Annotated in this window: 18 protein-coding genes and 1 tRNA gene; 15 read left to right on the top strand and 4 right to left on the bottom strand. The window is 61.7% G+C overall.

All coding sequences use genetic code 11. The features are described from left to right. Positions 1-91: 91 nt before the first annotated feature. Positions 92-916: a kinase/pyrophosphorylase gene (locus H6955_02295; GenBank protein ID MCP5312356.1), complete on the top strand. Its 825-nt coding sequence runs from the start codon at positions 92-94 to the stop codon at positions 914-916. A gap of 56 nt (positions 917-972) precedes the next feature. On the opposite strand, the gene H6955_02290 is transcribed toward H6955_02295, so the two are convergent. Together H6955_02290 and H6955_02285 are read right to left on the bottom strand one after the other, a co-directional pair. Continuing rightward, the gene (locus H6955_02290; GenBank protein MCP5312355.1) at positions 973-1,422 is read right to left on the bottom strand and encodes a YaiI/YqxD family protein; all 450 of its coding nucleotides are present in this window, start codon (positions 1,420-1,422) and stop codon (positions 973-975) included. Between the two features lie 46 nt (positions 1,423-1,468). Then, positions 1,469-3,100: an alpha-D-glucose phosphate-specific phosphoglucomutase gene (locus tag H6955_02285; protein ID MCP5312354.1), complete on the bottom strand. Its 1,632-nt coding sequence runs from the start codon at positions 3,098-3,100 to the stop codon at positions 1,469-1,471. Between the two features lie 117 nt (positions 3,101-3,217). Between H6955_02285 and htpG the strand changes: the two genes are divergently transcribed. Next, positions 3,218-5,125: a molecular chaperone HtpG gene (htpG, locus tag H6955_02280; protein MCP5312353.1), complete on the top strand. Its 1,908-nt coding sequence runs from the start codon at positions 3,218-3,220 to the stop codon at positions 5,123-5,125. A gap of 106 nt (positions 5,126-5,231) precedes the next feature. On the opposite strand, the gene H6955_02275 is transcribed toward htpG, so the two are convergent. Further along, a complete protein-coding gene (locus H6955_02275) occupies positions 5,232-6,038 on the bottom strand; it encodes a fumarylacetoacetate hydrolase family protein (GenBank protein ID MCP5312352.1) in 807 nt (268 codons plus the stop codon). A gap of 234 nt (positions 6,039-6,272) precedes the next feature. Between H6955_02275 and H6955_02270 the strand changes: the two genes are divergently transcribed. The 5 genes from H6955_02270 (at position 6,273) to H6955_02250 (ending at position 9,369) form a co-directional block, all read left to right on the top strand. Then, positions 6,273-6,743 carry a cyclic nucleotide-binding domain-containing protein gene (locus H6955_02270; GenBank protein ID MCP5312351.1) on the top strand — a complete coding sequence of 157 codons (471 nt, stop codon included), beginning with the start codon at positions 6,273-6,275 and terminating at the stop codon, positions 6,741-6,743. 143 nt (positions 6,744-6,886) lie between these two features. After that, complete coding sequence (gene adk / locus H6955_02265; GenBank protein MCP5312350.1) at positions 6,887-7,534, top strand: adenylate kinase; 648 nt, start codon at positions 6,887-6,889, stop codon at positions 7,532-7,534. A gap of 119 nt (positions 7,535-7,653) precedes the next feature. After that, a complete protein-coding gene (trxA, locus tag H6955_02260) occupies positions 7,654-8,025 on the top strand; it encodes a thioredoxin (GenBank protein ID MCP5312349.1) in 372 nt (123 codons plus the stop codon). 165 nt (positions 8,026-8,190) lie between these two features. Next, positions 8,191-8,673: a DUF1249 domain-containing protein gene (locus H6955_02255; GenBank protein MCP5312348.1), complete on the top strand. Its 483-nt coding sequence runs from the start codon at positions 8,191-8,193 to the stop codon at positions 8,671-8,673. Positions 8,674-8,895: 222 nt separating this feature from the next. Further along, positions 8,896-9,369: an Rrf2 family transcriptional regulator gene (locus tag H6955_02250; GenBank protein MCP5312347.1), complete on the top strand. Its 474-nt coding sequence runs from the start codon at positions 8,896-8,898 to the stop codon at positions 9,367-9,369. A 74-nt stretch (positions 9,370-9,443) separates the two neighbouring features. On the opposite strand, the gene H6955_02245 is transcribed toward H6955_02250, so the two are convergent. Beyond that, positions 9,444-11,438 carry a HAMP domain-containing protein gene (locus tag H6955_02245; protein ID MCP5312346.1) on the bottom strand — a complete coding sequence of 665 codons (1,995 nt, stop codon included), beginning with the start codon at positions 11,436-11,438 and terminating at the stop codon, positions 9,444-9,446. Between the two features lie 182 nt (positions 11,439-11,620). On the opposite strand from H6955_02245, the gene prmB reads away from it, so the two are divergent. The 8 genes from prmB to lon all read left to right on the top strand — a co-directional run bounded on the left by prmB (position 11,621) and on the right by lon (position 20,714). Next, positions 11,621-12,544: a 50S ribosomal protein L3 N(5)-glutamine methyltransferase gene (prmB, locus tag H6955_02240; protein MCP5312345.1), complete on the top strand. Its 924-nt coding sequence runs from the start codon at positions 11,621-11,623 to the stop codon at positions 12,542-12,544. After that, positions 12,541-12,861 carry a general secretion pathway protein GspF gene (locus tag H6955_02235; protein ID MCP5312344.1) on the top strand — a complete coding sequence of 107 codons (321 nt, stop codon included), beginning with the start codon at positions 12,541-12,543 and terminating at the stop codon, positions 12,859-12,861. Before prmB ends, H6955_02235 begins: the two co-directional genes overlap by 4 nt. Before the next feature lie 41 nt (positions 12,862-12,902). Then, positions 12,903-14,288: an oxygen-independent coproporphyrinogen III oxidase gene (gene hemN, locus H6955_02230; GenBank protein ID MCP5312343.1), complete on the top strand. Its 1,386-nt coding sequence runs from the start codon at positions 12,903-12,905 to the stop codon at positions 14,286-14,288. Positions 14,289-14,430: 142 nt separating this feature from the next. Then, positions 14,431-14,515: transfer RNA gene (locus H6955_02225), tRNA-Leu, on the top strand. Positions 14,516-14,608: 93 nt separating this feature from the next. After that, entirely contained in the window at positions 14,609-15,910 is a 1,302-nt protein-coding gene (locus H6955_02220) for a trigger factor (GenBank protein ID MCP5312342.1), read from the top strand. A gap of 99 nt (positions 15,911-16,009) precedes the next feature. After that, complete coding sequence (gene clpP / locus H6955_02215; GenBank protein MCP5312341.1) at positions 16,010-16,600, top strand: ATP-dependent Clp endopeptidase proteolytic subunit ClpP; 591 nt, start codon at positions 16,010-16,012, stop codon at positions 16,598-16,600. 129 nt (positions 16,601-16,729) lie between these two features. Next, positions 16,730-18,010, top strand: coding sequence for an ATP-dependent Clp protease ATP-binding subunit ClpX (gene clpX / locus H6955_02210; GenBank protein MCP5312340.1), 1,281 nt, complete (start codon positions 16,730-16,732; stop codon positions 18,008-18,010). A gap of 256 nt (positions 18,011-18,266) precedes the next feature. Then, on the top strand, positions 18,267-20,714 hold the full coding sequence (gene lon / locus H6955_02205; protein MCP5312339.1) for an endopeptidase La: 2,448 nt from the start codon (positions 18,267-18,269) through the stop codon (positions 20,712-20,714). The last annotated feature ends 186 nt before the right edge of the window (positions 20,715-20,900 follow it).

Raw genomic sequence — 20,900 nt, 5'->3', positions numbered from 1 at the left:
GCGCGGGGGTGCCCCGGGCGGGTTTGCTAAGATGCCGGCGAGGCTGCGTGTGCTGGCAGGCCGGTTCGGAACAACAACAAAGAGGTCCCGTATGGAGCATCCGACGCGCTCGCTGTTCATTATCTCGGACCGTACGGGTATCACCCTGGAACACCTGGTGCGTACCTTGATGACGCAGTTCGAGGAGCACTGCTGCGAGCGCATGGTGTTGCCGTTTCTCGACACACTGGAAAAGATCGATGCCGCGGTGCGGGAGATCGACAGTGCCGCACAGGAGGACGAGAGCCAGCCGATTGTGTTTTCGAGTATCGTCGACGAGTCTCTGCGCGCCCGGCTGAAGGAGGCAAACGCGAAGGTGTTCGACATCTTCGACAACTACCTGCCGATGCTCTCGGCGGCCATCGGGATACCGCACAGCGGGCACATCGGACTCAGCCACGGTATCGGCGATCTGCATGCCTACGACCGTCGGGTCGATGCCGTGAACTTCGCCCTCAACTTCGACGACGGTTCACGCTTCAAGGGACTCGACAAGGCGGATCTCATTCTGGTTGGCGTGTCGCGCAGCGGCAAGACGCCAACCTGCCTCTACCTGGCGATGCAGTACGCGATACTGGCCGCCAACTACCCACTGACCGAGGACGATTTCCTGCTCGGCAGGCTACCCGAACCGCTGCGAGCCCATCGTGAGCAGCTGTTCGGCATGACGATCTCACCTGACCGACTGCATCGCATCCGCGAAGAGCGTAGGCCGGGCTCGGACTACGCCAGCCTGGCGCAGTGCCGGCGGGAGGTGGCCGCGGCCGAGGACCTGTTTCGCAGCAATGCCGTCCCGTTCATCGACAGTACTGCGGTGTCGATCGAGGAACTGGCGATCGAAATCATGCAGCGGGTCGGGGTGGAACGCCACTACTGATCCGGCGCCGGGGATGAACGCGCGGACGCGCCAGGTGCTTAGCCCGGCCGGAGTGGTCAGGCGAGTCGTTCGGTCAGCAGGCGGTCGAGGGCGTTGGCGAAGGCCTGGCGGTCGGTCGCATTGAACGGCGCGGGTCCACCGGTCACGCCGCCGCTGCCACGCAGTTCATCCATGAAGTTGCGCAGCGCCAGGCGCTCGCCGATGTTGTCGCTGGTAAGACGCTCACCACGCGGGCTGATGACCTCGCTGCCCTTGGCGATGGCCTCGTTCGCGAGTGGGATATCGGCGGTCACCGTCAGATCGCCCGGTTGCAGACGGTCGATGATATGTCGATCGGCGACGTCGAATCCCTGGGCGACCTGCACGCTGCGAATCAGCGGCGACCGGGGTGTCTGCAGTGCCTGGTTCGCGACCAGTGTCATGGCAATGCCACGGCGCTGTGCAGCACGGAAGAGGATCTCCTTGATCGCCGCGGGACAGGCGTCGGCATCCACCCAGATATGCATCGTGTCGTGCTCCCTATCGCCGCCAGGGCCCCAGCCGGAAGCGGCGTCAGGTGATCACATCGGGTGCGGCACGCCCGGTCAACTGCTGGATCTGGGCGAAACGGTTAGCGGTGTCGATCAACCCCGCGAGTGCGACCTGCGGGTCGAGTTGTTGCCGCGACGGATCCGGCTCGTAGGCCTCCAGGTAGACGCGCAGCGTCGCGCCCACGGTTCCGGTGCCGGACAGCCGGTAGATGATGCGTGACCCGTTGCCGAATCCGATGCGGATGCCCTGTTTGCGGCTCACCGAGCCGTCGATCGGGTCGGTGTAGCTGAAGTCGTCGGCGTAGCTGACTTCGATACCGTCCAGGTGGGTACCCGGTAGGGTCCGCAGGCGGTCCCGCAGGGCCTGCATCAGCGTCTCTGCGGCAGCGCTCTTGACGCCTTCGTAGTCGTGCCGCGAATAGTAATTGCGTCCGTACTGACGCCAGTGTTCGGTGACGATGTCTGCGACCGACTGGTTGCGGCCGGCAATCACGTTGAGCCACGCCAGAACAGCCCATAGGCCGTCTTTCTCGCGTACGTGATCGGACCCCGTCCCGAAACTCTCCTCACCGCAGAAGGCGATGCGGCCGGCGTCCAGCAGATTGCCGAAGAACTTCCAACCGGTCGGCGTCTCGAAGCACTCGATCCCAAACGCGGCTGCGACCCGGTCGACCGCCTGGCTGGTGGGCATTGAGCGCGCAACCCCGGGAATGCCGCCGCGGTGCGCAGGGATCAGGGTCGCGTTGGCCGCCAGTACCGCGAGGCTGTCGCTGGGCGTCACGAAGAAATCGCGTCCCAGGATCATGTTGCGGTCACCGTCGCCGTCCGAGGCCGCGGCGAAATCCACCCCGTCCGCACCCTGTGTCAGCGCGACCAGCTCTGCAGCGTGGACGAGGTTCGGATCGGGATGGTGCCCGCCGAAGTCCTCCAGCGGCTCCCGGTTGATCACCGTGTCCGGCGGGGCACCGAGCAATTCCTCGAAGATTCTGACGGCGTAGGGCCCGGTGACCGCATGCATGGCGTCGAACCGCATGCGGAAACCGCTGGCCAGCAATGCGCGGATCGCGTCGAAATCGAAGATCGTGGCCATCAGCTCGGCGTAGTCGGCGACCGGGTCGATCACCTCGATCCGCATCTTGTGCATTTCGTGCGTCGCGATCTCGTCGAGCGGGATGTCGTCTGCAGTGACGCTGCGGAAATTGGCGATCTCGAGCGTGCGCGCGTAGATCGCTTCAGTGACCTTTTCCGGCGCCGGGCCGCCATTTGCGGTGTTGTACTTGATCCCGAAATCACCGTCCGGGCCGCCCGGGTTGTGGCTGGCCGAGAGGATCAGGCCGCCGGCGGCCGCATGCTTGCGGATGACGCATGACGCCGCAGGCGTCGACAGCAGGCCGCCGCGACCGACCAGCACCCGTGCCACGCCGTTGGCCGCAGCCATCTTGAGGATGATCTGGATCGCGTCGCGGTTATAGAATCGCCCATCCCCGCCCAGAACCAGGGTTCCACCCTTCAGTTCCCGCTGGGTGTCGAAGACCGATTGCACGAAGTTTTTCAGATAGTTGCCCTGCCGAAACACCTCGACTCGCTTGCGCAGTCCGGAAGTACCGGGGCGTTGGTCGGTGTAGGGCTGGGTGGAATAGGTAGTGAAGGCCATGATCTCGGGGTCCTGCAGAGTCTGGCCGGATTTTTACCACAGCCACCTCTTGAAATCCCGCTTCTTCGCCGCCATCTGCTGCGACAGCTTTTTTGCCATCCGGAGGATCAGCCCGCAATGACCGTGACCGCGCAGAAGGAAACCCTGGATTTTCAGGCCGAAGTCAGCCAGGTGCTGAACCTGGTGATCCGATCACTGTATTCGAACAAGGAGATATTCCTGCGCGAGCTGGTGTCGAATGGCTCCGACGCGGCGGAAAAACTCCGCTTCGAAGCGCTCGGCAATGACGCCTTGTACGAAGGGCAGGCCGACCTGCGGATCCGCATTGCGGTGGACGCCGCCGCCGGCACCCTGACGATCACCGACAACGGGATCGGCATGAGTCGCCAGGAGGTCACCGAGACAATCGGTACCATCGCCAGCTCCGGGACCCGCAAGTTCCTGGAAAGCCTTTCCGGCGACCAGACCAAAGACAGTCAGCTGATCGGCCAGTTCGGTGTCGGTTTCTACTCGGCGTTCATCGTCGCCGACAAGGTCACATTGACCACCCGTCGTGCCGGCATGCAGCCCGACGAGGGGGTGCGATGGGTGTCCACCGGCGAGGGCAGCTACACCATCGAGAACGTCGAGCGTGCAGAACGCGGCACCGAGATCGTGTTGCATCTGCGCGATGACGAAAAGGAGTTTCTCGAACCCTGGCGCCTGCGCAGCATCATCGGCAAGTTTTCCGACCACATCGCGATCCCGGTCGAGATGTTGTCCGAGGTGCCGCCCCCCGAAGAGGGCGAGGAAGCGGCCAAGCCGGAATGGGAACAGGTCAACAAAGGGACAGCGCTGTGGATGCGCAACAAGTCCGAGATCGGAGATCAGGAGTACCACGAGTTCTACAAGAACACCTGCCACGATTTCCAGGATCCGCTGACCTGGGCGCACAACCGGGTCGAGGGTACGCACGAATACTCCTCGTTGCTGTTCATCCCGTCGCGGGCGCCCTTCGACATGTGGGATCGCGAGCCCAAGCACGGTGTGAAGCTGTATGTGCGGCGCGTGTTCATCATGGACGAGGCGGACAAGCTGATGCCGCACTACCTGCGGTTTGTCAAAGGTGTCGTGGATTCAGACGATCTGCCGTTGAACGTCTCGCGCGAGATTCTCCAGCACGACAAGAAGATCGACAGCATCCGCAACGCCAACGTCAAACGCGTCCTCGGCCTGCTCGAAAAACTGGCCAAGGACGAACCGGAGCAGTATCAGTCGTTCTGGAAGGAGTTCGGCAAGGTCCTCAAAGAGGGGCCGGCCGAGGACTTCGCCAACCGGGAAAAGATCGCCGGCCTGCTGCGTTTCGCCTCGACCAAGTCCGAAGGCGATCAGCAGACGGTGTCGCTGGACCAATACATCGAGCGGATGGCGGAGAAACAGGAAAAGATCTATTACATCACCGCGGACACCTTGTCGGCGGCGCGTAACAGCCCGCACCTCGAGGTGTTCAAGAAGAAGGACATCGAGGTCCTGCTGTTGACCGACCGGGTCGACGAATGGCTGGTATCGCACCTGACGGATTACAAGGACAAGCACCTGCAATCGGTCGCCAAGGGCGAACTTGACTTGGGCGAGTTGGAGGACAAAGAGACCAAGGAGAAGGTCGAAAAGGCCGCAGAGGAGCACAAGCACCTGATCGAGCGGGTCACGTCGGCACTCGGCGACACCGTCAAGGAAGTGCGGGTGTCGAGCCGGTTGACCGAGTCGCCGGCCTGCCTGGTGGTGGACCACTACGACATGAGTCAGAACCTGGCGCGCGTGCTGAAGCAGCTCGGCCAGGATGCCCCAATGCCGACGCCGATCATCGAGGTCAACCTGGAGCATCCCTTGTTGCAGCGGATGGAAAACGAAGTGGACGAAGACAAGTTCACCGAGCTGGCCAAGCTGGTCTTCGATCAGGCACTGCTCGCCGAGGGCGGCCAACTCGACGATCCGGCCGGGTTCGTACACCGGCTCAACCGCCTGATGCTGGACCTGTCCGCCTGAACGACGATCGTTCCGGAAAGCGGGAGGCCGGTCGCGCAGGCGCCGGCCTCTTTCTGTATCTGCCGCACACCGCTGGACGCATCGCCGTGCCGCTGTCGGCCATCCGTCAGGCGTTGCGCACCGGATTGCGCAGCGTACCGATGCCATCGATGACGATCTCGATGGTGTCGCCGTGGGACAGGTAGACGGGCGGCTTGCGCGCGAAGCCGACGCCTTCGGGCGTCCCGGTCAGGATCACGGAGCCGGGCAGCAGCGTGGTGTCGCGACTGATGAAGGCGATCAGCTTGGCCACCGAGAAGATCATGTCGCCGGTCGTGCTCGATTGCATCGTGGTTCCGTTCAGTACCGAGCGGATCGGCAGGGACTGGGGGTCCGGGATCTCGTCGGCAGTGACAAGCAGAGGCCCGAGCGGGCAAAAGGTGTCGAAACTCTTGCCGCGCACCCACTGGCCACCCCCGGCGTGCTTCTGCCAGCGACGGGCCGAGACGTCGTTGGCGCAGGTGTACCCGAAGACATGGTCGAGCGCGTCGGCCTCGCTGACATCGCGCGCTGTCCTGCCGATCACCACGGCGAGCTCTGCCTCGTAGTCGACCTCCGGGCCGTGTTCACAGGCGCGCGGTAGCAGGATGGGTTCACCCGGATCGGTGACGGCCGTACTGGGCTTCATGAACATCACCGGGTTCTCCGGAATCGGCGCGCCGGTTTCGGCCGCGTGCGCACGGTAGTTGAGCCCGATGCCGTAGATGTCGGTTGGCCGCACGGGAGCCAGCCAGCGCTGCACCTCGATCCGCTCGTCGAGTCGCCGGACGTCGTCGAGCCCGGGCGCGACCTCGAGCAGTTGACCCAGTTGCTCCCCGTGCGGTTCGACCCAGCGGATCCGGCCCTGTCTGTCGATGCAGCGTGCGATACGCATCGTGATCTCCTGTTGTGGTCGGTAACCCTCCGCCGGCGCTTCGGGCGGGGGGTGGTCGCGCGGTGATTCCCGGGCGCTCCGGCCTCGAGGCAGTGCTGTCGATCCCCGCCTGTGGGCCTTTTGTGTCCCGTAATGCTGCGCACGGGGTCACAGTCTGCCAGGATCGGCGATCCTTCAGGTTTGCCCCGGTCCTGTCGATATTCCCTGCAGCAGCTTAATCGGAGAGGGGCGCTCATGCCCACCATCGTAGACGTTCTGCGCGATCCCCATTTGCTCGAGAGCGGGGTCGCACAGAGGCTTCCATTCGAGGCCGGACAGACGATCATCGTCGAAGGTGCCGAAGACCGCTGTGTCTACCTCATCGAGCGGGGCAGCGTGCGTGTCAGTGGACGCGTCGAAATCGAGGATCATCGACACATCCAACCCGGCCTCTGCGACCTGGGTGCCGGCGAGGTATTTGGCGAACTGAGCCTGTTCGAATCCGCGCCGCGCAGTGCCTCGGTGATCGCCGTCGAGCCGTGCGAGCTGCTGGTGTTCGACGCCGAAGCCCTTTCGCGGTATTTCGAGACCCACCCCGAGCGCGGCTACGTGGTGCTCAAAGACCTGTTCGGCGTGCTCAATCGGCGCCTGCGGCAGGCCGACCGGCGTGTTGGATCGCTGTTTGCCTGGGGACTCAAGGCGCACGGCATCGACCGCCACCTTTAGCGCCGCTTTCCGGCGGTTGTCACCGCCGATCGGCCGGATAAATCGCCTGAATCGACCTATTCGCATACTCGACTAGAGGTTTCCGCGCCGCGTATGGCAGACTCCGCCCCCTGAAAAAACTGGAATCTCTAGGGGGCAGACACATGCGCGTCATTCTTCTCGGCGGCCCTGGTGCCGGCAAAGGCACTCAAGCCAACTACATCAAAGAGCGTTACGGGATCCCGCAGATCTCCACCGGCGACATGCTGCGTGCGCACGTGAAGGCGGGCACCGAACTGGGCGTCGCGGCCAAAAAGATCATGGACGAGGGCGGTCTGGTCTCCGACGACATCATCATGGGGATGGTCAAGGAACGCATCAAAGAGGACGACTGCAAGGCCGGCTACCTGTTCGACGGCTTCCCGCGCACCATTCCGCAGGCAGAAGCGCTCAAGGAGGCCGGGGTGCCGATCGATGCGGTCGTCGAGATCGATGTGCCGGACGCAGAGATCATCAAGCGCATGTCGGGGCGCCGGGTCCATCTGGCCTCGGGTCGCACCTATCACGTGGTGTTCAATCCGCCGAAAACCGAAGGCGTCGACGACGTGACCGGCGAGCCGCTGATTCAGCGAGACGACGACCAGGAAGAGACCGTGAAGGCGCGCCTCAAGGTCTACCACGACCAGACCGAGCCGCTGATTGCGTTCTACAGCAAAGAGGCGCAGGCCGGTAACTGCAAGTACGTCAAGATCAACGGCGTCGGTAGCGTCGACGACATTCGCGGACAGATTTTTTCCGGTCTGGACGGCTGATCCGCAATCGGTCAGATTGCGCCAAAAGCCTGGATTTCCGGGCTTTTTTCGCCGACTGGCGACGCGCTGTGGTAAACTAGCGCCATCTATCAAGTCTCACCGAACCATCGGAGGCCGCCATGGCAGTCGTCGAGTTGACCAAGGAAAATTTCGAAGAGGTCGTCACCAACAATGACTTCGTGATCGTCGACTTCTGGGCGCCCTGGTGTGGTCCGTGCCGGTCGTTCGCTCCCACCTATGAGAAGGTGTCCGAAGATCACGCCGACGTCGTATTCGCCAAGGTGAACACCGAAGAGGAACACGAGATTGCGGGACATTTTCAGATCCGGTCGATCCCGACGCTGATGATCTTTCGTGACAAGATCATTATCTTCAGCGAAGCCGGCGCGCTGCCGGAATCGGCGTTCCGGGAACTGGTCTCGAAGGCCGGCGAACTCGACATGGACGAGGTGCGCCGACAGGTAGCCGAACAGCAATCCGGCCACGCCTAGTCACCCCGCACCCGGCCCGGGCACGATGCGCCCGCGGTTGCACCGAAGCATCTTGCGGGCCAGGTCGTTACCTGGCCCGATCCGTTTTTGGTCGGACCACAGCTATCTCGCATTGCCGCGGCAACACGCGGCTATACTGGGACCTGATATCCGCAGGTCAGGTTGATGCAGCGTCCGAACAACGCACCTATCGATAACTGGCTCGATGACAACCCAACGGTCGGGGGGTTGCTCGACCTGTGCGAAGAAAATTACCGGCATCTGCACAGTCTGGTACCCCAGTTGAAGCGACTGCGTGGTGAGCACCGGTCTAGGCGTCCGGACCACCAGGATCTCCACCTCACCATCATCGAACAGACCCCCTACACGACCCTGTTGCGGCTGACCTACCGTTTCGCGAATGACGCCGATGGGCTCTCGGAACCGGATGCGGTGCTGCGCGTCTACCACGACGCTCGCCAGGTCGAGGTCGAGGACCTGCGTCAGCAAGTGCTGCCGACGCGCCGCCTCTACGAGGCACCGGGGTTGCGCAACAAGTGGCGGCTCAACCTGTTCGTCTCGCGCTGGCTTGCGTTCTGTCTCCGCCAGGGACATCTGTTCGTCGACGATGTCACCCGCCTGCATCGGTCCGCCTGCGACCTCAGTTGATCGATAAAACCGTCGGCGCCGCAATGGTTTGTCGCGGGTTGGTTGAACTATGCCGGTCATGCGGCGGTCTACTTTGGGTAGCAACGAGATTCTGTCCAGGTCATAGCGGACGGAATCTGTTCAAAATAAATGTTGACTGTTTTCCTGGGTTACTGCTACCTTCTTACCCGAGAAAATTAGTAGGTAAATGCACTTCAGGTGCAGCACACGAGGAATGCGAACATGAGACTCTCAACCAAAGGACGCTATGCCGTTACCGCCATGCTGGACCTGGCGCTGAACGGTACCCAGGGCCCTGTGACCCTTGCGGATATCTCCGAGAACCAGGGCATCTCCCTGTCGTATCTCGAGCAGCTGTTTGCTGCGCTGCGTAGCAAGGGGCTTGTGCGCGGTGTCCGTGGACCGGGGGGCGGCTACTATCTGGGTCGCGAATCGGACGAGATCTCGATCGCCGACATCATCTGCGCGGTCGATGAATGGGTCGAGTTCACGCGCTGTAAAGGTCGGCAGAATTGCCAGGACGGTCAGCGCTGCCTCACGCACAGCCTGTGGGACGATCTGAGCCAACAGATCTTTGTGTTCCTCAGCGACATCACCTTGCACGATCTCGTGCAGCGCGGTGAGATGCGCGAGGCTGCGCGGCGCGAGAAGAAGGCCGCGTCACAGGTCGTCGGTCTCAAGCACCAGGCCGCCTGACACCTCGATCGCTTTTGGTTGCGGCACCGGCGCGATGACGCCCGGCGCCGCAACCGCGTACGGGTGACCGTGCATCACGCGGAGGTCGACGACCTGGGGATCCGGTCCTGCGCCTCCGCGACGTCTGAAGCCTCCGTACCCCCTTGTGCCGTCGGCAGCCGCACTGTGACCGTGGTGCCGTCAGGCGTCCCCGTCACGAGGTTGATCTGACCTGCATGGGCGCGAACGATCCTGTGGACGATCGCGAGTCCCAGACCGGTGCCGGTGGCCTTGGTCGTGACGAAGGGTTCGAAGATCCGTTCCATGATTTTCTCGGGAATGGGCGGGCCGGCGTTGCTGACACGTACCTCCACCCAGCCGGGTACGCCAGGCTCGCACCGCACCCGTACCGCAGTCCCTTCCGGAGATGCATGCTGCGCGTTGTGCAGCAGGTTCAAGAGCACCTGGCGCATGCGGTCACGGTCCATCGCGACGGCCGGACAGGCCGACGCATGTACCTCGATCGGTTGCGCCTCGCTCATCTCGGTTGCCGCCGTCTCCGCGACCAGTGCCGGGAGGTCGTCCGGGCGCCGGGAGAGTGGGAGTGGTTTCGCATACGTCAGCATGTCGGCCAACAGACGCTCGAGTCTGGAGACTTCGCCGCTGGCGATCGCCAGGCGTTTGGTTGCGGCATCGGGCAGGCCGTCGAGTGACTGCAGGTACTCCAGCGCCAATCCGATCGTGCCGAGCGGATTGCGGATCTCGTGGGCGATCCCGGAAGCGAATTGGCCGATTGTCGCCAGCCGGCTGCTTTCGACCAACTGGATCGTGCGGCCCAGACTGATGCCGAGCAGGACGCCCAGATTGCGCAGCAACGCGAGATGCTCGCTGCGGAAATTGTTCGGATAACGGCTGGCGAACACCGCGACGCCCTGGATCGCTGCACCGCCGCCGATCGGCAGCATGATCGCGTCGCGCCGCCCGCGGTCGGCCAGGCGCTGCAGGAATACGTAGCTTGGAGAGAGCGTGGCCATCTCGCGGACGTCGGGGATATGGAGCGGTTCCCGGCTATTGATGCATTCCTCCAGCAGGGTCCGGTCAGGTTCGAAACTGAGCGAGCCAACGGTATCAGGGCGCCCGTCGCTGAATGCCATCTCAAGGTGAATCAAGCCGTCCGGCCCGCGCACCAACACGCCAATCCAGTCGACCGGGATCAGTGGCGGCAGCAGTTCCGACAAAGTGCGCAACGTCGCCTCGAGATCGGCACCCTGTTCGAGCCGGGTCAGCAGCTTGCGCAGCGCATCCATGCGATCCGACAGATGGTTGAAGGACTGTGCCAGCCAGCCGATCTCGTTGTCGTGGGAGATCGGCACCTTGTGCGCGAAATCGCCATTGGCGACCTGTTTGAATCCGTCGACGGCCGCCGTCAGTGGGGCGAGCACGCGCCTGTAGAACCACCATGCAGTGCCTAACGCGACCAGTAGCGCGCTCAGCAACAGCGAGCGGTTGATCAGGTTGGCCCGTGCCGCTCGGTCGGCGACGTCATTCCGCAGCGTACCCGACAGGCGCTGTGCGATCGATTCAAGTGCCGCATCGTTTTCGGAGATCCACTGGGCCGCCCATTCGAGACGCGGTTCGTCCAGATCCGGTCCTATCTTTTCGTCCAGCTTCCGCGAGAAGTCGTTCCAGGTCTCGGCGAGCTCGCCTGCGATCGCATGGGAACGCGCTGGCAAACGCGGAGGCATGGCCATGGAATCGCCGGTGAGCGAAACGTCGAAACGATTGGCGGCGAAGGCCTCGATCGCCTCTGTCAGTTTGGCGCGCGTGTTCTTCAGGTCTTCGAAATACAGGCGCAGATCGCGGTTGTAGCTCGGGTAGTCGCGTGGCGCATTCTCCTGATAGCGCATCGCCTGCACCGTCAGTTGCTGCTGGTTGAACTGCAACCTGCCGGCCAGGCGCACAAGGGCATCGTCGGCCTGCTGCTGGTCGATGACGTGCAGCGAGTAGAGGGTCGACGCCGCGAACAGCGTGGTCAGCAGCGAGATGGCGACGCCGATCTGGAATTTCAGTGAATGATGGATTCTCGGCACTCCGGGAGTCTCGCGTTTCGGATCTCTACTGGCGGCGTGTGGCTGATGGAGACGGTCGACGCCGGCCTTGCCAGCGAGACTCCCAGTGCGACTATAGTAGAGCCGCGGCGGACGACGCGACTTCGGGGCCTGTCCGCAGTTCCGAGCGAGTTGGGTGCGACCGTGCGAGGGGAGACGGGAAGATGCGAGATCCGGGCGCGAACGCGCTGTTGACGCTGCGCGACTGGGTGCGCTGGGGGGCGAGCCGATTCAACGAGGCCGGGTTACATTTCGGTCATGGTACGGACAATGCGCTGGACGAGGCGCTGGCCCTGGTCCTGCATGTGCTGCACCTCGGACACGAAATGCCGGACGGTTATCTCGACGCACGGGTGACGACGGACGAGGCCGACGAGATCATGCAGTTGTTTCAGGCGCGCATAGAACGCCGCGTGCCGGCCGCGTACCTGATCGGTGAGATGCGTTTTGCGGGTCTGGACTTTTTCGTCGACAGGAACGTGCTGATTCCGCGTTCACCGATTGCCGAATTGATCGGCGAGCGGTTTGCGCCCTGGCTGGAAGACGATCAGGTCGGAAGCGTGCTCGATCTGTGCTGTGGCAGCGGTTGCATTGGAATTGCGTGCGCATACGCATTTGCCGATGCATTGGTTGACCTGAGCGATGTTTCGCCCGCAGCGCTCGACGTCGCCGTGCGGAATATCGAGCGACATCGCCTGGAGGCCAGGGTAAGGGCGCTGCGTGCGGACGTATACGACGGACTGGACGGCGAGCGCTATGACCTGATTGTCAGCAATCCGCCCTATGTCAGCCGGGCGGAAATGGAGGGGCTGCCCGCGGAATACCGACATGAGCCCGCATTGGCCCTGGAGGCGGGCGAGGACGGGATGGACGTGGTGTCACGCATCCTTGCGGGGGGCGCCGACTACCTGCGGCCCGGTGGTATCATGGTCGTCGAAGTCGGGGCAAGCGCCGATCTGTTGATGGCGCGGTATCCCGACGTTCCGTTTTTGTGGCTGGATTTCGAACGCGGCGGCGATGGTGTATTTCTTCTGACAGCGGAACAGTTGGAGGAATTTCGCGAGGTCTTCGAGGAGGGTGAGGAATGAGTCTGCGCAGGGCGCGTACGCCCGATGAGTATGCGGAATGGGTCAAGCAGGCGATGTTCGAGGTGACCGACCTGAAAGATTGCCTGTTGTACGAAATGGAAGACCTCCAGCGGTTCCCGGCGTTTATCGAACCCCTCGAAGAGGGAGTCAAACAGGTCTACGATGCGATGCTAGGAGGCACCTACCAGTTCGGCAGGGAGGATCTGCTGTTCATGGAGGTACTGCGTAGGCACGAGGATCAGATTCCTTTTCATACGTTGCTGAAACAGATCAACGAGACCCACCGCAAAGGCCTGGACGTCCCCGATGAGGATTGACCGGTGCGTCGGGCGGACGGCAGGCAGATAGGGTGCCCACAATGCAACAGACTCTCATTCTCGATCACGATCTCATTCGTCGGTATGACCAGTCCGGCCCGCGCTACACCTCGTATCCCACCGCGGTGCAGTTTCACGACGGCTTCGGCAATGCGCAATACCGGGATGCGGCCGCCGCCAGCAACGCCAGCGGTCGGCCGCTTTCGCTCTATTTTCACCTGCCGTTCTGCGACACTGTCTGTTTCTACTGTGCCTGCAACAAGGTCGTGACCAAGGACCGGGGTCGGGCGCAACCCTACCTCGATCGGATGCATCGTGAGATCGAGATGCAGGCGGCGTTGTTCGACCGGGGCCGGCCTATCGATCAGCTGCACTGGGGTGGTGGCACACCGACATTTATCAGTGCCCAGCAGATGCGCGAACTGATGGCAGTCACGGGTCGCCACTTTCAATTGCGCGACGACGACAGTGGCGAGTATTCGATCGAGATCGATCCCCGCGAGGTCACGCCGGAAACGATCGGGTTGTTGCGCGAGATCGGTTTCAATCGGATGAGCCTCGGGCTGCAGGACCTCGATCCGCGCGTGCAGAAGGCGGTGAACAGGATCCAGACCGCCGAACAGACATTCGGCGCGCTCAGCGCCGCGCGCCACGAGGGTTTTCGATCCATCAGCGTCGATCTGATCTACGGCCTGCCTCTACAGACGCCGGATTCGTTCATCGACACATTGGACCGGGTCATCGAGGCCGCGCCGGATCGCCTGTCGGTGTTCAATTACGCGCACCTGCCGGAGCGTTTCAAGCCGCAGCGCCGGATCAATGAATCGGAACTGCCGTCGCCGGACCAGAAGCTGGATATCCTGCAGCGCGCCGGTCAGCATCTGGCCGACGCCGGGTATGTCTACATCGGTATGGATCACTTTGCGCGCCCGGACGACGAGCTCGCCGTGGCGCAGCGTGAAGGCCATCTTTACCGAAATTTCCAGGGTTACTCGACGCATGCCGACTGCGACCTGGTGGCAATCGGTGTCACATCGATCGGAATGGTCGGCGATACCTACGCTCAGAACGTTCGAACCCTGGACGAATACTACGCACGGATTGACGCCGGCGAACTGGCGGTGTTTCGAGGTATCGAACTGAGCCGAGACGACCGGTTGCGGCGTGCGGTCATCACGGACCTGATCTGCAATTTCTCGCTCGACTTCGGGCAGGTCTCGGCAGCCTGGGATATCCAGTTCGACCGGTATTTCGCCGCCGAGATCAAGCGACTCGAGGTCATGGCCGACGACGGCCTGATCGCGTTCTCGGGCGATCGCGTCGACGTCCTGCCGGTCGGTCGGCTGCTGATTCGCAACATCTGCATGGTGTTCGACCGCTATCTCGACGCGGACGGTCAGACAACCCGGTTTTCCAAGGTGATCTGAACCGCCCGGCCGACCTGCGCCGGCGCGCGCAGTTGCTTGAAATCTTTCCGGAAACGGCGTTTCGGCCGGCGCCCCCTCGGTGCGCCGGCGGGCTGTATCCCGTTCTCTTGTGCAGTTATAATGCACGGTTTGCAGTGGCCTCGCGAAAGTGGCGGAACCGGTAGACGCGCTGGATTTAGGTTCCAGTGGGGCAACCCGTGAGAGTTCGAGTCTCTCCTTTCGCACCAAAGCGCATCACGTCTGCCGTTTGTTCATGATCCGGCAGGCGCCAATCGACGACTAAATTGAACAGGCAGACCGATCTGCCGGGGTGAAATCGAATGCAAGTTTCTGTGGAATCGGGTGAGGGACTCGAAAAACGCCTGATGGTCGACCTGCCGGCGGAACGTGTCGCCGCGGCGATGGACAAGCGGCTCAAAGACCTGGCGCGGCATGTGCGTCTCGACGGGTTTAGGCCGGGCAAGGTCCCGATGCGCACAATCAAACAGCGGTTCGGCGAACAGGTCCGCCAGGAGACCTACGGCGCATTGATCCAAGAGACCCTGTTCGAGGCCGCCAGCCAGCAGCAGCTGACTCCCGCCGGCGAGCCGCGCATCGAATTGCGCGAGTCCGGGGAAGAGGGCGGCCTGGGTTACACCGCGGTGTTCGAGGTCGTTCCGGAGGTCAAGATCGGCGACCTGTCCGGGCAGACGGTGACCCGAACCGTCGCCGAGGTGGCGGATGCCGATGTCGACGAGATGATCGAAAAGCTGCGTAAGCAGCGCACCGTCTGGAACGATGTGGAGCGCGCGGCCCAGGACGGAGACACGGTCTACATCGATTTCAAAGGATCGATCGACGGCGAACTGTTCGACGGCGGCTCGGCTGACAATGTACCGCTGGTGCTCGGCTCCGGTGCAATGATCGAAGGTTTTGAATCGGGTCTGGTGGGTGCAGCGGCCGGCGACCAGCGCTCGCTGAACGTCAAGTTTCCGGATGATTACCGGGCCCAGCACCTCGCGGGCAAGGACGCGACCTTCGAAGTCAAGGTACTGCGCGTGGCGGAGGCGCAACTGCCCGAGATTGACCAGGAATTCGTCAAGGCGTTTGGTGTCGAAGACGGTACCGTCGAGGGGCTGCGTACCGACGTGACCAAGAACATGCGGCACGAGCTGAAACAGAAGCTGCGGTCGATCACCAAGGAACGGGTGATGGATGCATTGATTGCGGCGCAGCCGATGGAGATTCCCAAGGCGCTGATTGACCAGGAATCGGAGCGCATGAAGCAGCAGATGGTGCAGGAGATGCAGGAACGCGGTCAGCGCTCCAGCGTCGATCTGCCGGCCAGCGTGTTCGCCGACCAGGCGCGCCGGCGGGTACATCTTGGCCTGTTGGTCTCGGAGATCATTCGCACCCAGCAACTCGAGGCGGACGAGGCGCAATTGCGCGAAACCGTGAGCGAGTTCGCGGAATCGTACGAGAATCCTCAAGAGGTGATCGAGTATTACCTGCGTGACAGCAATGCACGTAAATCGATCGAGAACCTGGTTCTCGAGAATCTGGTCGTCGACTGGGCGCTGGGGCAAATGCAGGTTGCCGAAGAAAATAAGACTTTTTCTGAGGTTATGGATGCCGCCGCTTAACCGCTGCTTGCCGGGCCCGGGATTTGCAGGTAGCTTCAAGTAATCGTATCAACTTCCGATATTCAGCTTATGAACCGAATTGAGCCTGTGGGTCTGGGTCTGGTACCGATGGTCGTCGAGCAGAGCGCGCGGGGTGAGCGCGCCTACGACATCTACTCGCGGCTGTTGAAGGAGCGCGTGATCTTCTGTGTCGGCCCGGTGGAAGATCACATGGCGAACCTGATCGTTGCGCAGTTGCTGTTTCTCGAGTCGGAGAATCCGGACAAGGACGTGCACTTGTATATCAACTCGCCGGGTGGGTCGGTGACTGCCGGCCTGGCGATCTACGACACCATGCAGTTCATTCGGCCGCACGTTACGACCATGTGCATCGGCCAGGCGGCGAGTATGGGTGCGCTGCTGCTTGCGGGCGGCGAAAAGGGCAAGCGATACGCCCTGCCGCATTCCCGGATCATGATTCACCAGCCGCTGGGCGGCTTTCAGGGACAGGCGACAGACATCGAGATTCATGCCCGTGAGATCCTGTTGATCCGCGAGAAGCTCAACAAGATCCTGGCGCACCACACGGGCCAGGAGTTGGCACGTATCGAGCAAGACACCGACCGCGACAATTTTATGAGCGGCGAGCAATCGGTCGCCTACGGGTTGGTCGATCAGGTACTGGACAGGCGGCCGCCGCGCGACCAGTAAGGTCGCGGATTGCCGCGCAAATCAGGTGGCTTGTTATCCGAAGGCATTCGGATATTATGAGATCTTGAGGGTGCAAAAACCGGCAGGGCGCAATCTGACGGGCAGTTGCGCGGTACAGGGTAAGCGACTATGAGCGACGACAAGAAGCACGGCAAAGGCGACGACGGCAAACTGCTCTACTGCTCGTTCTGCGGTAAGAGCCAGCACGAAGTGCGGAAGCTGATCGCCGGACCGTCGGTGTTCATTTGTGACGAGTGCGTCGAACTCTGCAACGACATCATCCGTGAGGAGATGCAGGAGAGTGTCGGCCAGACGTCCGACAAGTTGCCGATCCCTCAAGAGATCAATGGCACCCTGGATCAGTACGTGATCGGACAGATGCGTGCCAAAAAGGTGCTTTCGGTTGCCGTCTATAACCACTACAAGCGGCTGGAGGCCAAGGGTAAGAAGGACGAGGTCGAGATTGCCAAGAGCAATATCCTGCTCATCGGCCCGACCGGATCGGGCAAGACCCTGCTGGCCGAAACCCTGGCCCGGATGCTCAACGTCCCGTTCACGATCGCCGATGCGACCACGCTCACGGAGGCTGGGTACGTCGGTGAGGATGTCGAGAACATCATCCAGAAGCTGCTGCAGAAGTGCGACTATGACGTCGAAAAGGCGCAGACCGGCATCGTTTACATCGACGAGATCGACAAGATTTCGCGGAAGTCGGACAACCCGTCGATTACTCGCGACGTTTCCGGGGAGGGCGTGCAGCAGGCGCTACTCAAGCTGATCGAGGGGACCATCGCGTCAGTGCCGCCGCAGGGTGGCCGAAAACACCCGCAACAAGAGTTTCTGCAGGTCGACACCTCGAACATCCTGTTCATCGTCGGCGGCGCATTCGCCGGGCTCGACAAGGTCATCCGCGACCGTTCGGAAAAAGGTGGCATCGGTTTCTCGGCCGAAGTACGCAGTAGGGACGACAAGCGCAAAGTCGGCGAGATTCTGAGCAACGTGGAGCCGGAAGACCTGATCCGCTACGGCCTGATTCCGGAGTTCGTCGGGCGTCTGCCGGTTGTCGCGACGTTAGAGGAACTCGACGAAGAAGCGTTGGTGAAGATCTTGACCGAACCGCGCAACGCACTCATCAAGCAGTACGAACGCCTGTTCGAGATGGAGGGTGCCGAGCTCGAGGTGCGTGAAGACGCACTGCGTGCAATCGCCCGCAAGGCGATGGAGCGCAAGACCGGTGCGCGCGGTCTGCGGACGATTCTCGAGCATGTCCTGCTCGATACCATGTACGACCTTCCGTCGCTGGACGACGTCACCAAGGTCGTCGTGGACGAAGCCGTGATCACTGGGGATTCTGCGCCCTACATGATCTTCGGCGGGTCCGAACCGCGTCAGTTGGCCGCCTCGGACTGACGGCACCTCGCAATGGGTGCCGCATCACGGTGTCGTTGACACCGCGGGATCTGGTACGCCCGCGGATTCGCGTTAGACGGTTCCCCGGGGCGCTGCATCCGCCGGGTCGTGGCCGGAAAGAGGAATACGCGGCATTTCACTGGTTGAATTTTTGTCGCCCGAGCCGCATCTTGCTGGGGTCGGGGACCCGGTATTTTCCTCGGCAGCCTGTGTGCCAGTTTTGACACCGCCTGACGGGCGGCGACGGAGGAAATCGATGGGACAGGAAGATTCTGCAATCAGCGTGCGCGATGAACAGCCGAGTGCCATCCCGGTCCTCCCGCTGCGTGACGTCGTCGTCTACCCCCACATGGTCATTCCGCTGTTCGTAGGTCGCGAAAAGTCGATCCGTGCGTTGGACGCCGCTATGGCGGACAACAAACAGATCCTGCTGGTGGCGCAGACCAGTGCGGATGTCGATGAGCCAGAGCCTGCCGATATGTACAACATTGGAACGCTCGCCAGTATCCTGCAGTTGCTCAAACTGCCGGACGGCACCGTCAAGGTGCTGGTCGAAGGTGGCGAACGGGCGTCGATCAGGGAGATCGCCGCGGCGGAGAAATACTTCACGGCGGAGATAGACCCGGCGGAAGACGTCATCGAATTACCCGAACGCGAGATGGAAGTGCTGATGCGCTCCGCGACCGCGCTGTTCGACCAGTACGTGAAGCTGAACAAGAAGGTGCCGCCCGAAGTGCTGACCTCGCTGGCCAGCATCGACGAGCCGTCACGCCTCGCCGATACGATGGCAGCGCATATGGCGCTGAAGCTCGATGAAAAGCAACACGTGCTCGAGATGTTCAACGTCCGCGAACGGCTCGAGCATCTGATGGCTTTGATGGAAGGCGAAAACGACATCCTGCAGATGGAGAAGCGTATTCGCGGCAGGGTCAAGCGGCAGATGGAAAAGAACCAGCGCGAGTACTACCTGAATGAGCAGATGAAGGCCATTCAGAAGGAACTCGGGGAGCTGGACGATGCGCCGAACGAACTCGAGGAACTTGCGCACAAGATCGAGAAGGCGGGGATGAGCAAGGAGGCCAAGAACAAGGCCACTGCGGAACTCAACAAGTTGAAGCTGATGTCGCCGATGTCGGCCGAGGCGACCGTCGTGCGCAATTACGTGGACGCGCTGGTCAACGTCCCCTGGAAGAAACGCACCAAGGTCAGGAACGACATCGCGAAGGCCGAAGAGGTGCTGGATACAGACCACTTCGGGCTGGAAAAGGTCAAGGAGCGGATACTCGAGTATCTCGCCGTGCAGCAGCGCGTGCGCAAGCTGAAGGGACCCATTCTGTGTCTCGTCGGGCCGCCGGGTGTCGGCAAGACCTCTTTGGGCCAGTCGATTGCACGCGCCACCAACCGCAAGTTCATCCGCATGGCCTTGGGTGGGGTGCGTGACGAAGCCGAGATCCGTGGTCATCGACGCACCTACATCGGTGCGATGCCGGGCAAGATCGTTCAGAACCTGACCAAAGCAGGTACCAAGAATCCGTTCTTCCTGCTCGATGAGATCGACAAGATGGCAATGGATTTCCGGGGGGACCCGGCATCCGCATTGCTCGAAGTGCTCGATCCGGAGCAGAACCACACCTTCCAGGACCACTATCTGGAAGTCGATTTCGATTTGTCCGAGGTCATGTTCGTTGCGACTGCCAACAGCATGAACATCCCACCAGCGCTGCTCGACCGCATGGAGGTCATTCGTCTGTCGGGTTACACCGAAGATGAGAAGGTCAGCATCGCTCAAAATTATCTGGTGCCGAAACAGATCAAGAACAACGGCCTGCAGGAAAACGAGCTGACGATTCGTGAGACCGCGTTGCGCGACATCGTGCGCTATTACACGCGAGAAGCTGGTGTCAGGAACCTCGAGCGCGAGATATCCAAGATCTGCCGCAAGGTCGTCAAGGACGTCCTGCTGGAACAGCGCCACGGAAAAAATGTCACGGTGACGCCGAAAAACCTGGAGAAGTATCTGGGGGTCAAGCGTTTTCGTTACGGCCGTGCCGACGAGCACGACCAGGTTGGACAGGTCACCGGTCTTGCCTGGACCGAGGTCGGCGGCGAGTTGTTGCGCATCGAGACGGCATTGACACCGGGCAAAGGTCGACTGACGCACACCGGGCAACTCGGCGATGTGATGAAAGAATCGATTCAAGCGGCGATGACGGTGGTGCGTAGCCGCGCTGCCGCGTTGGGGCTCGACGACGACTTCTACCAGCGTATCGACGTGCATATCCATGTACCGGAAGGCGCCACACCGAAAGACGGACCGAGTGCCGGTATCGGCATGGCGACGTCGCTGGCCTCGGCGCTTACGGGTATTGCGGTGCGTGCTGACGTCGCAATGACCGGAGAGATTACGTTACGTGGCGAAGTGCTGCCGATCGGCGGACTTAAAGAGAAGTTGCTGGCAGCCCACCGAGGTGGCATCCAGACCGTCATCATTCCCGAAGAGAATGAGCGTGATCTCGTCGAGATCCCGAAGAACATCAAACAGAATCTCGACATCCGACCGGTGCGCTGGATCGATGAAGTGCTGGAGGTCGCATTGGCTGATCGGCCAAAACCGCGTCCTCCTAAAGACGCGAATGATGTGAAGGCGGCTGAAAGCAAAGAAGAAAAATCGGAGGACGCCAATGATGCGTTGCGCCATCATTGAAACCTGTCGCCAACACTGGTAGAAGAATGTCTCAGTCGGGCGCCGCCAATGGGGCGGCGGCGCTCGCTTGACACCTCATTTTCGCGGCTGCTATAAAGCGGCCCGCTTTGAATTTCTTACCCACCGGCAGCTTCATTTCCACCATACTGCAGCCGACAAGAAATGCGGTTGAAACATCCATCAAGG

It is taken from the genome of Chromatiaceae bacterium (genome assembly GCA_024235395.1).
GTDB lineage: Bacteria > Pseudomonadota > Gammaproteobacteria > Chromatiales > Chromatiaceae > Thiosocius.
Note: the sequence above shows the minus strand (reverse complement) of the source record. Positions and strands in the feature narration are given on the sequence as shown.

Excerpts from the sequence above, each read along its gene's own strand:
- H6955_02295 (MCP5312356.1), top strand. The coding sequence starts at position 92 with ATGGAGCATCCGACGCGCTCGCTGTTCATTATCTCGGACCGTACGGGT.
- H6955_02290 (MCP5312355.1), bottom strand. The coding sequence starts at position 1,422 with ATGCATATCTGGGTGGATGCCGACGCCTGTCCCGCGGCGATCAAGGAG.
- H6955_02285 (MCP5312354.1), bottom strand. The coding sequence starts at position 3,100 with ATGGCCTTCACTACCTATTCCACCCAGCCCTACACCGACCAACGCCCC.
- htpG (MCP5312353.1), top strand. The coding sequence starts at position 3,218 with ATGACCGTGACCGCGCAGAAGGAAACCCTGGATTTTCAGGCCGAAGTC.
- H6955_02275 (MCP5312352.1), bottom strand. The coding sequence starts at position 6,038 with ATGCGTATCGCACGCTGCATCGACAGACAGGGCCGGATCCGCTGGGTC.
- H6955_02270 (MCP5312351.1), top strand. The coding sequence starts at position 6,273 with ATGCCCACCATCGTAGACGTTCTGCGCGATCCCCATTTGCTCGAGAGC.
- adk (MCP5312350.1), top strand. The coding sequence starts at position 6,887 with ATGCGCGTCATTCTTCTCGGCGGCCCTGGTGCCGGCAAAGGCACTCAA.
- trxA (MCP5312349.1), top strand. The coding sequence starts at position 7,654 with ATGGCAGTCGTCGAGTTGACCAAGGAAAATTTCGAAGAGGTCGTCACC.
- H6955_02255 (MCP5312348.1), top strand. The coding sequence starts at position 8,191 with ATGCAGCGTCCGAACAACGCACCTATCGATAACTGGCTCGATGACAAC.
- H6955_02250 (MCP5312347.1), top strand. The coding sequence starts at position 8,896 with ATGAGACTCTCAACCAAAGGACGCTATGCCGTTACCGCCATGCTGGAC.
- prmB (MCP5312345.1), top strand. The coding sequence starts at position 11,621 with ATGCGAGATCCGGGCGCGAACGCGCTGTTGACGCTGCGCGACTGGGTG.
- H6955_02235 (MCP5312344.1), top strand. The coding sequence starts at position 12,541 with ATGAGTCTGCGCAGGGCGCGTACGCCCGATGAGTATGCGGAATGGGTC.
- hemN (MCP5312343.1), top strand. The coding sequence starts at position 12,903 with ATGCAACAGACTCTCATTCTCGATCACGATCTCATTCGTCGGTATGAC.
- H6955_02220 (MCP5312342.1), top strand. The coding sequence starts at position 14,609 with ATGCAAGTTTCTGTGGAATCGGGTGAGGGACTCGAAAAACGCCTGATG.
- clpX (MCP5312340.1), top strand. The coding sequence starts at position 16,730 with ATGAGCGACGACAAGAAGCACGGCAAAGGCGACGACGGCAAACTGCTC.
- lon (MCP5312339.1), top strand. The coding sequence starts at position 18,267 with ATGGGACAGGAAGATTCTGCAATCAGCGTGCGCGATGAACAGCCGAGT.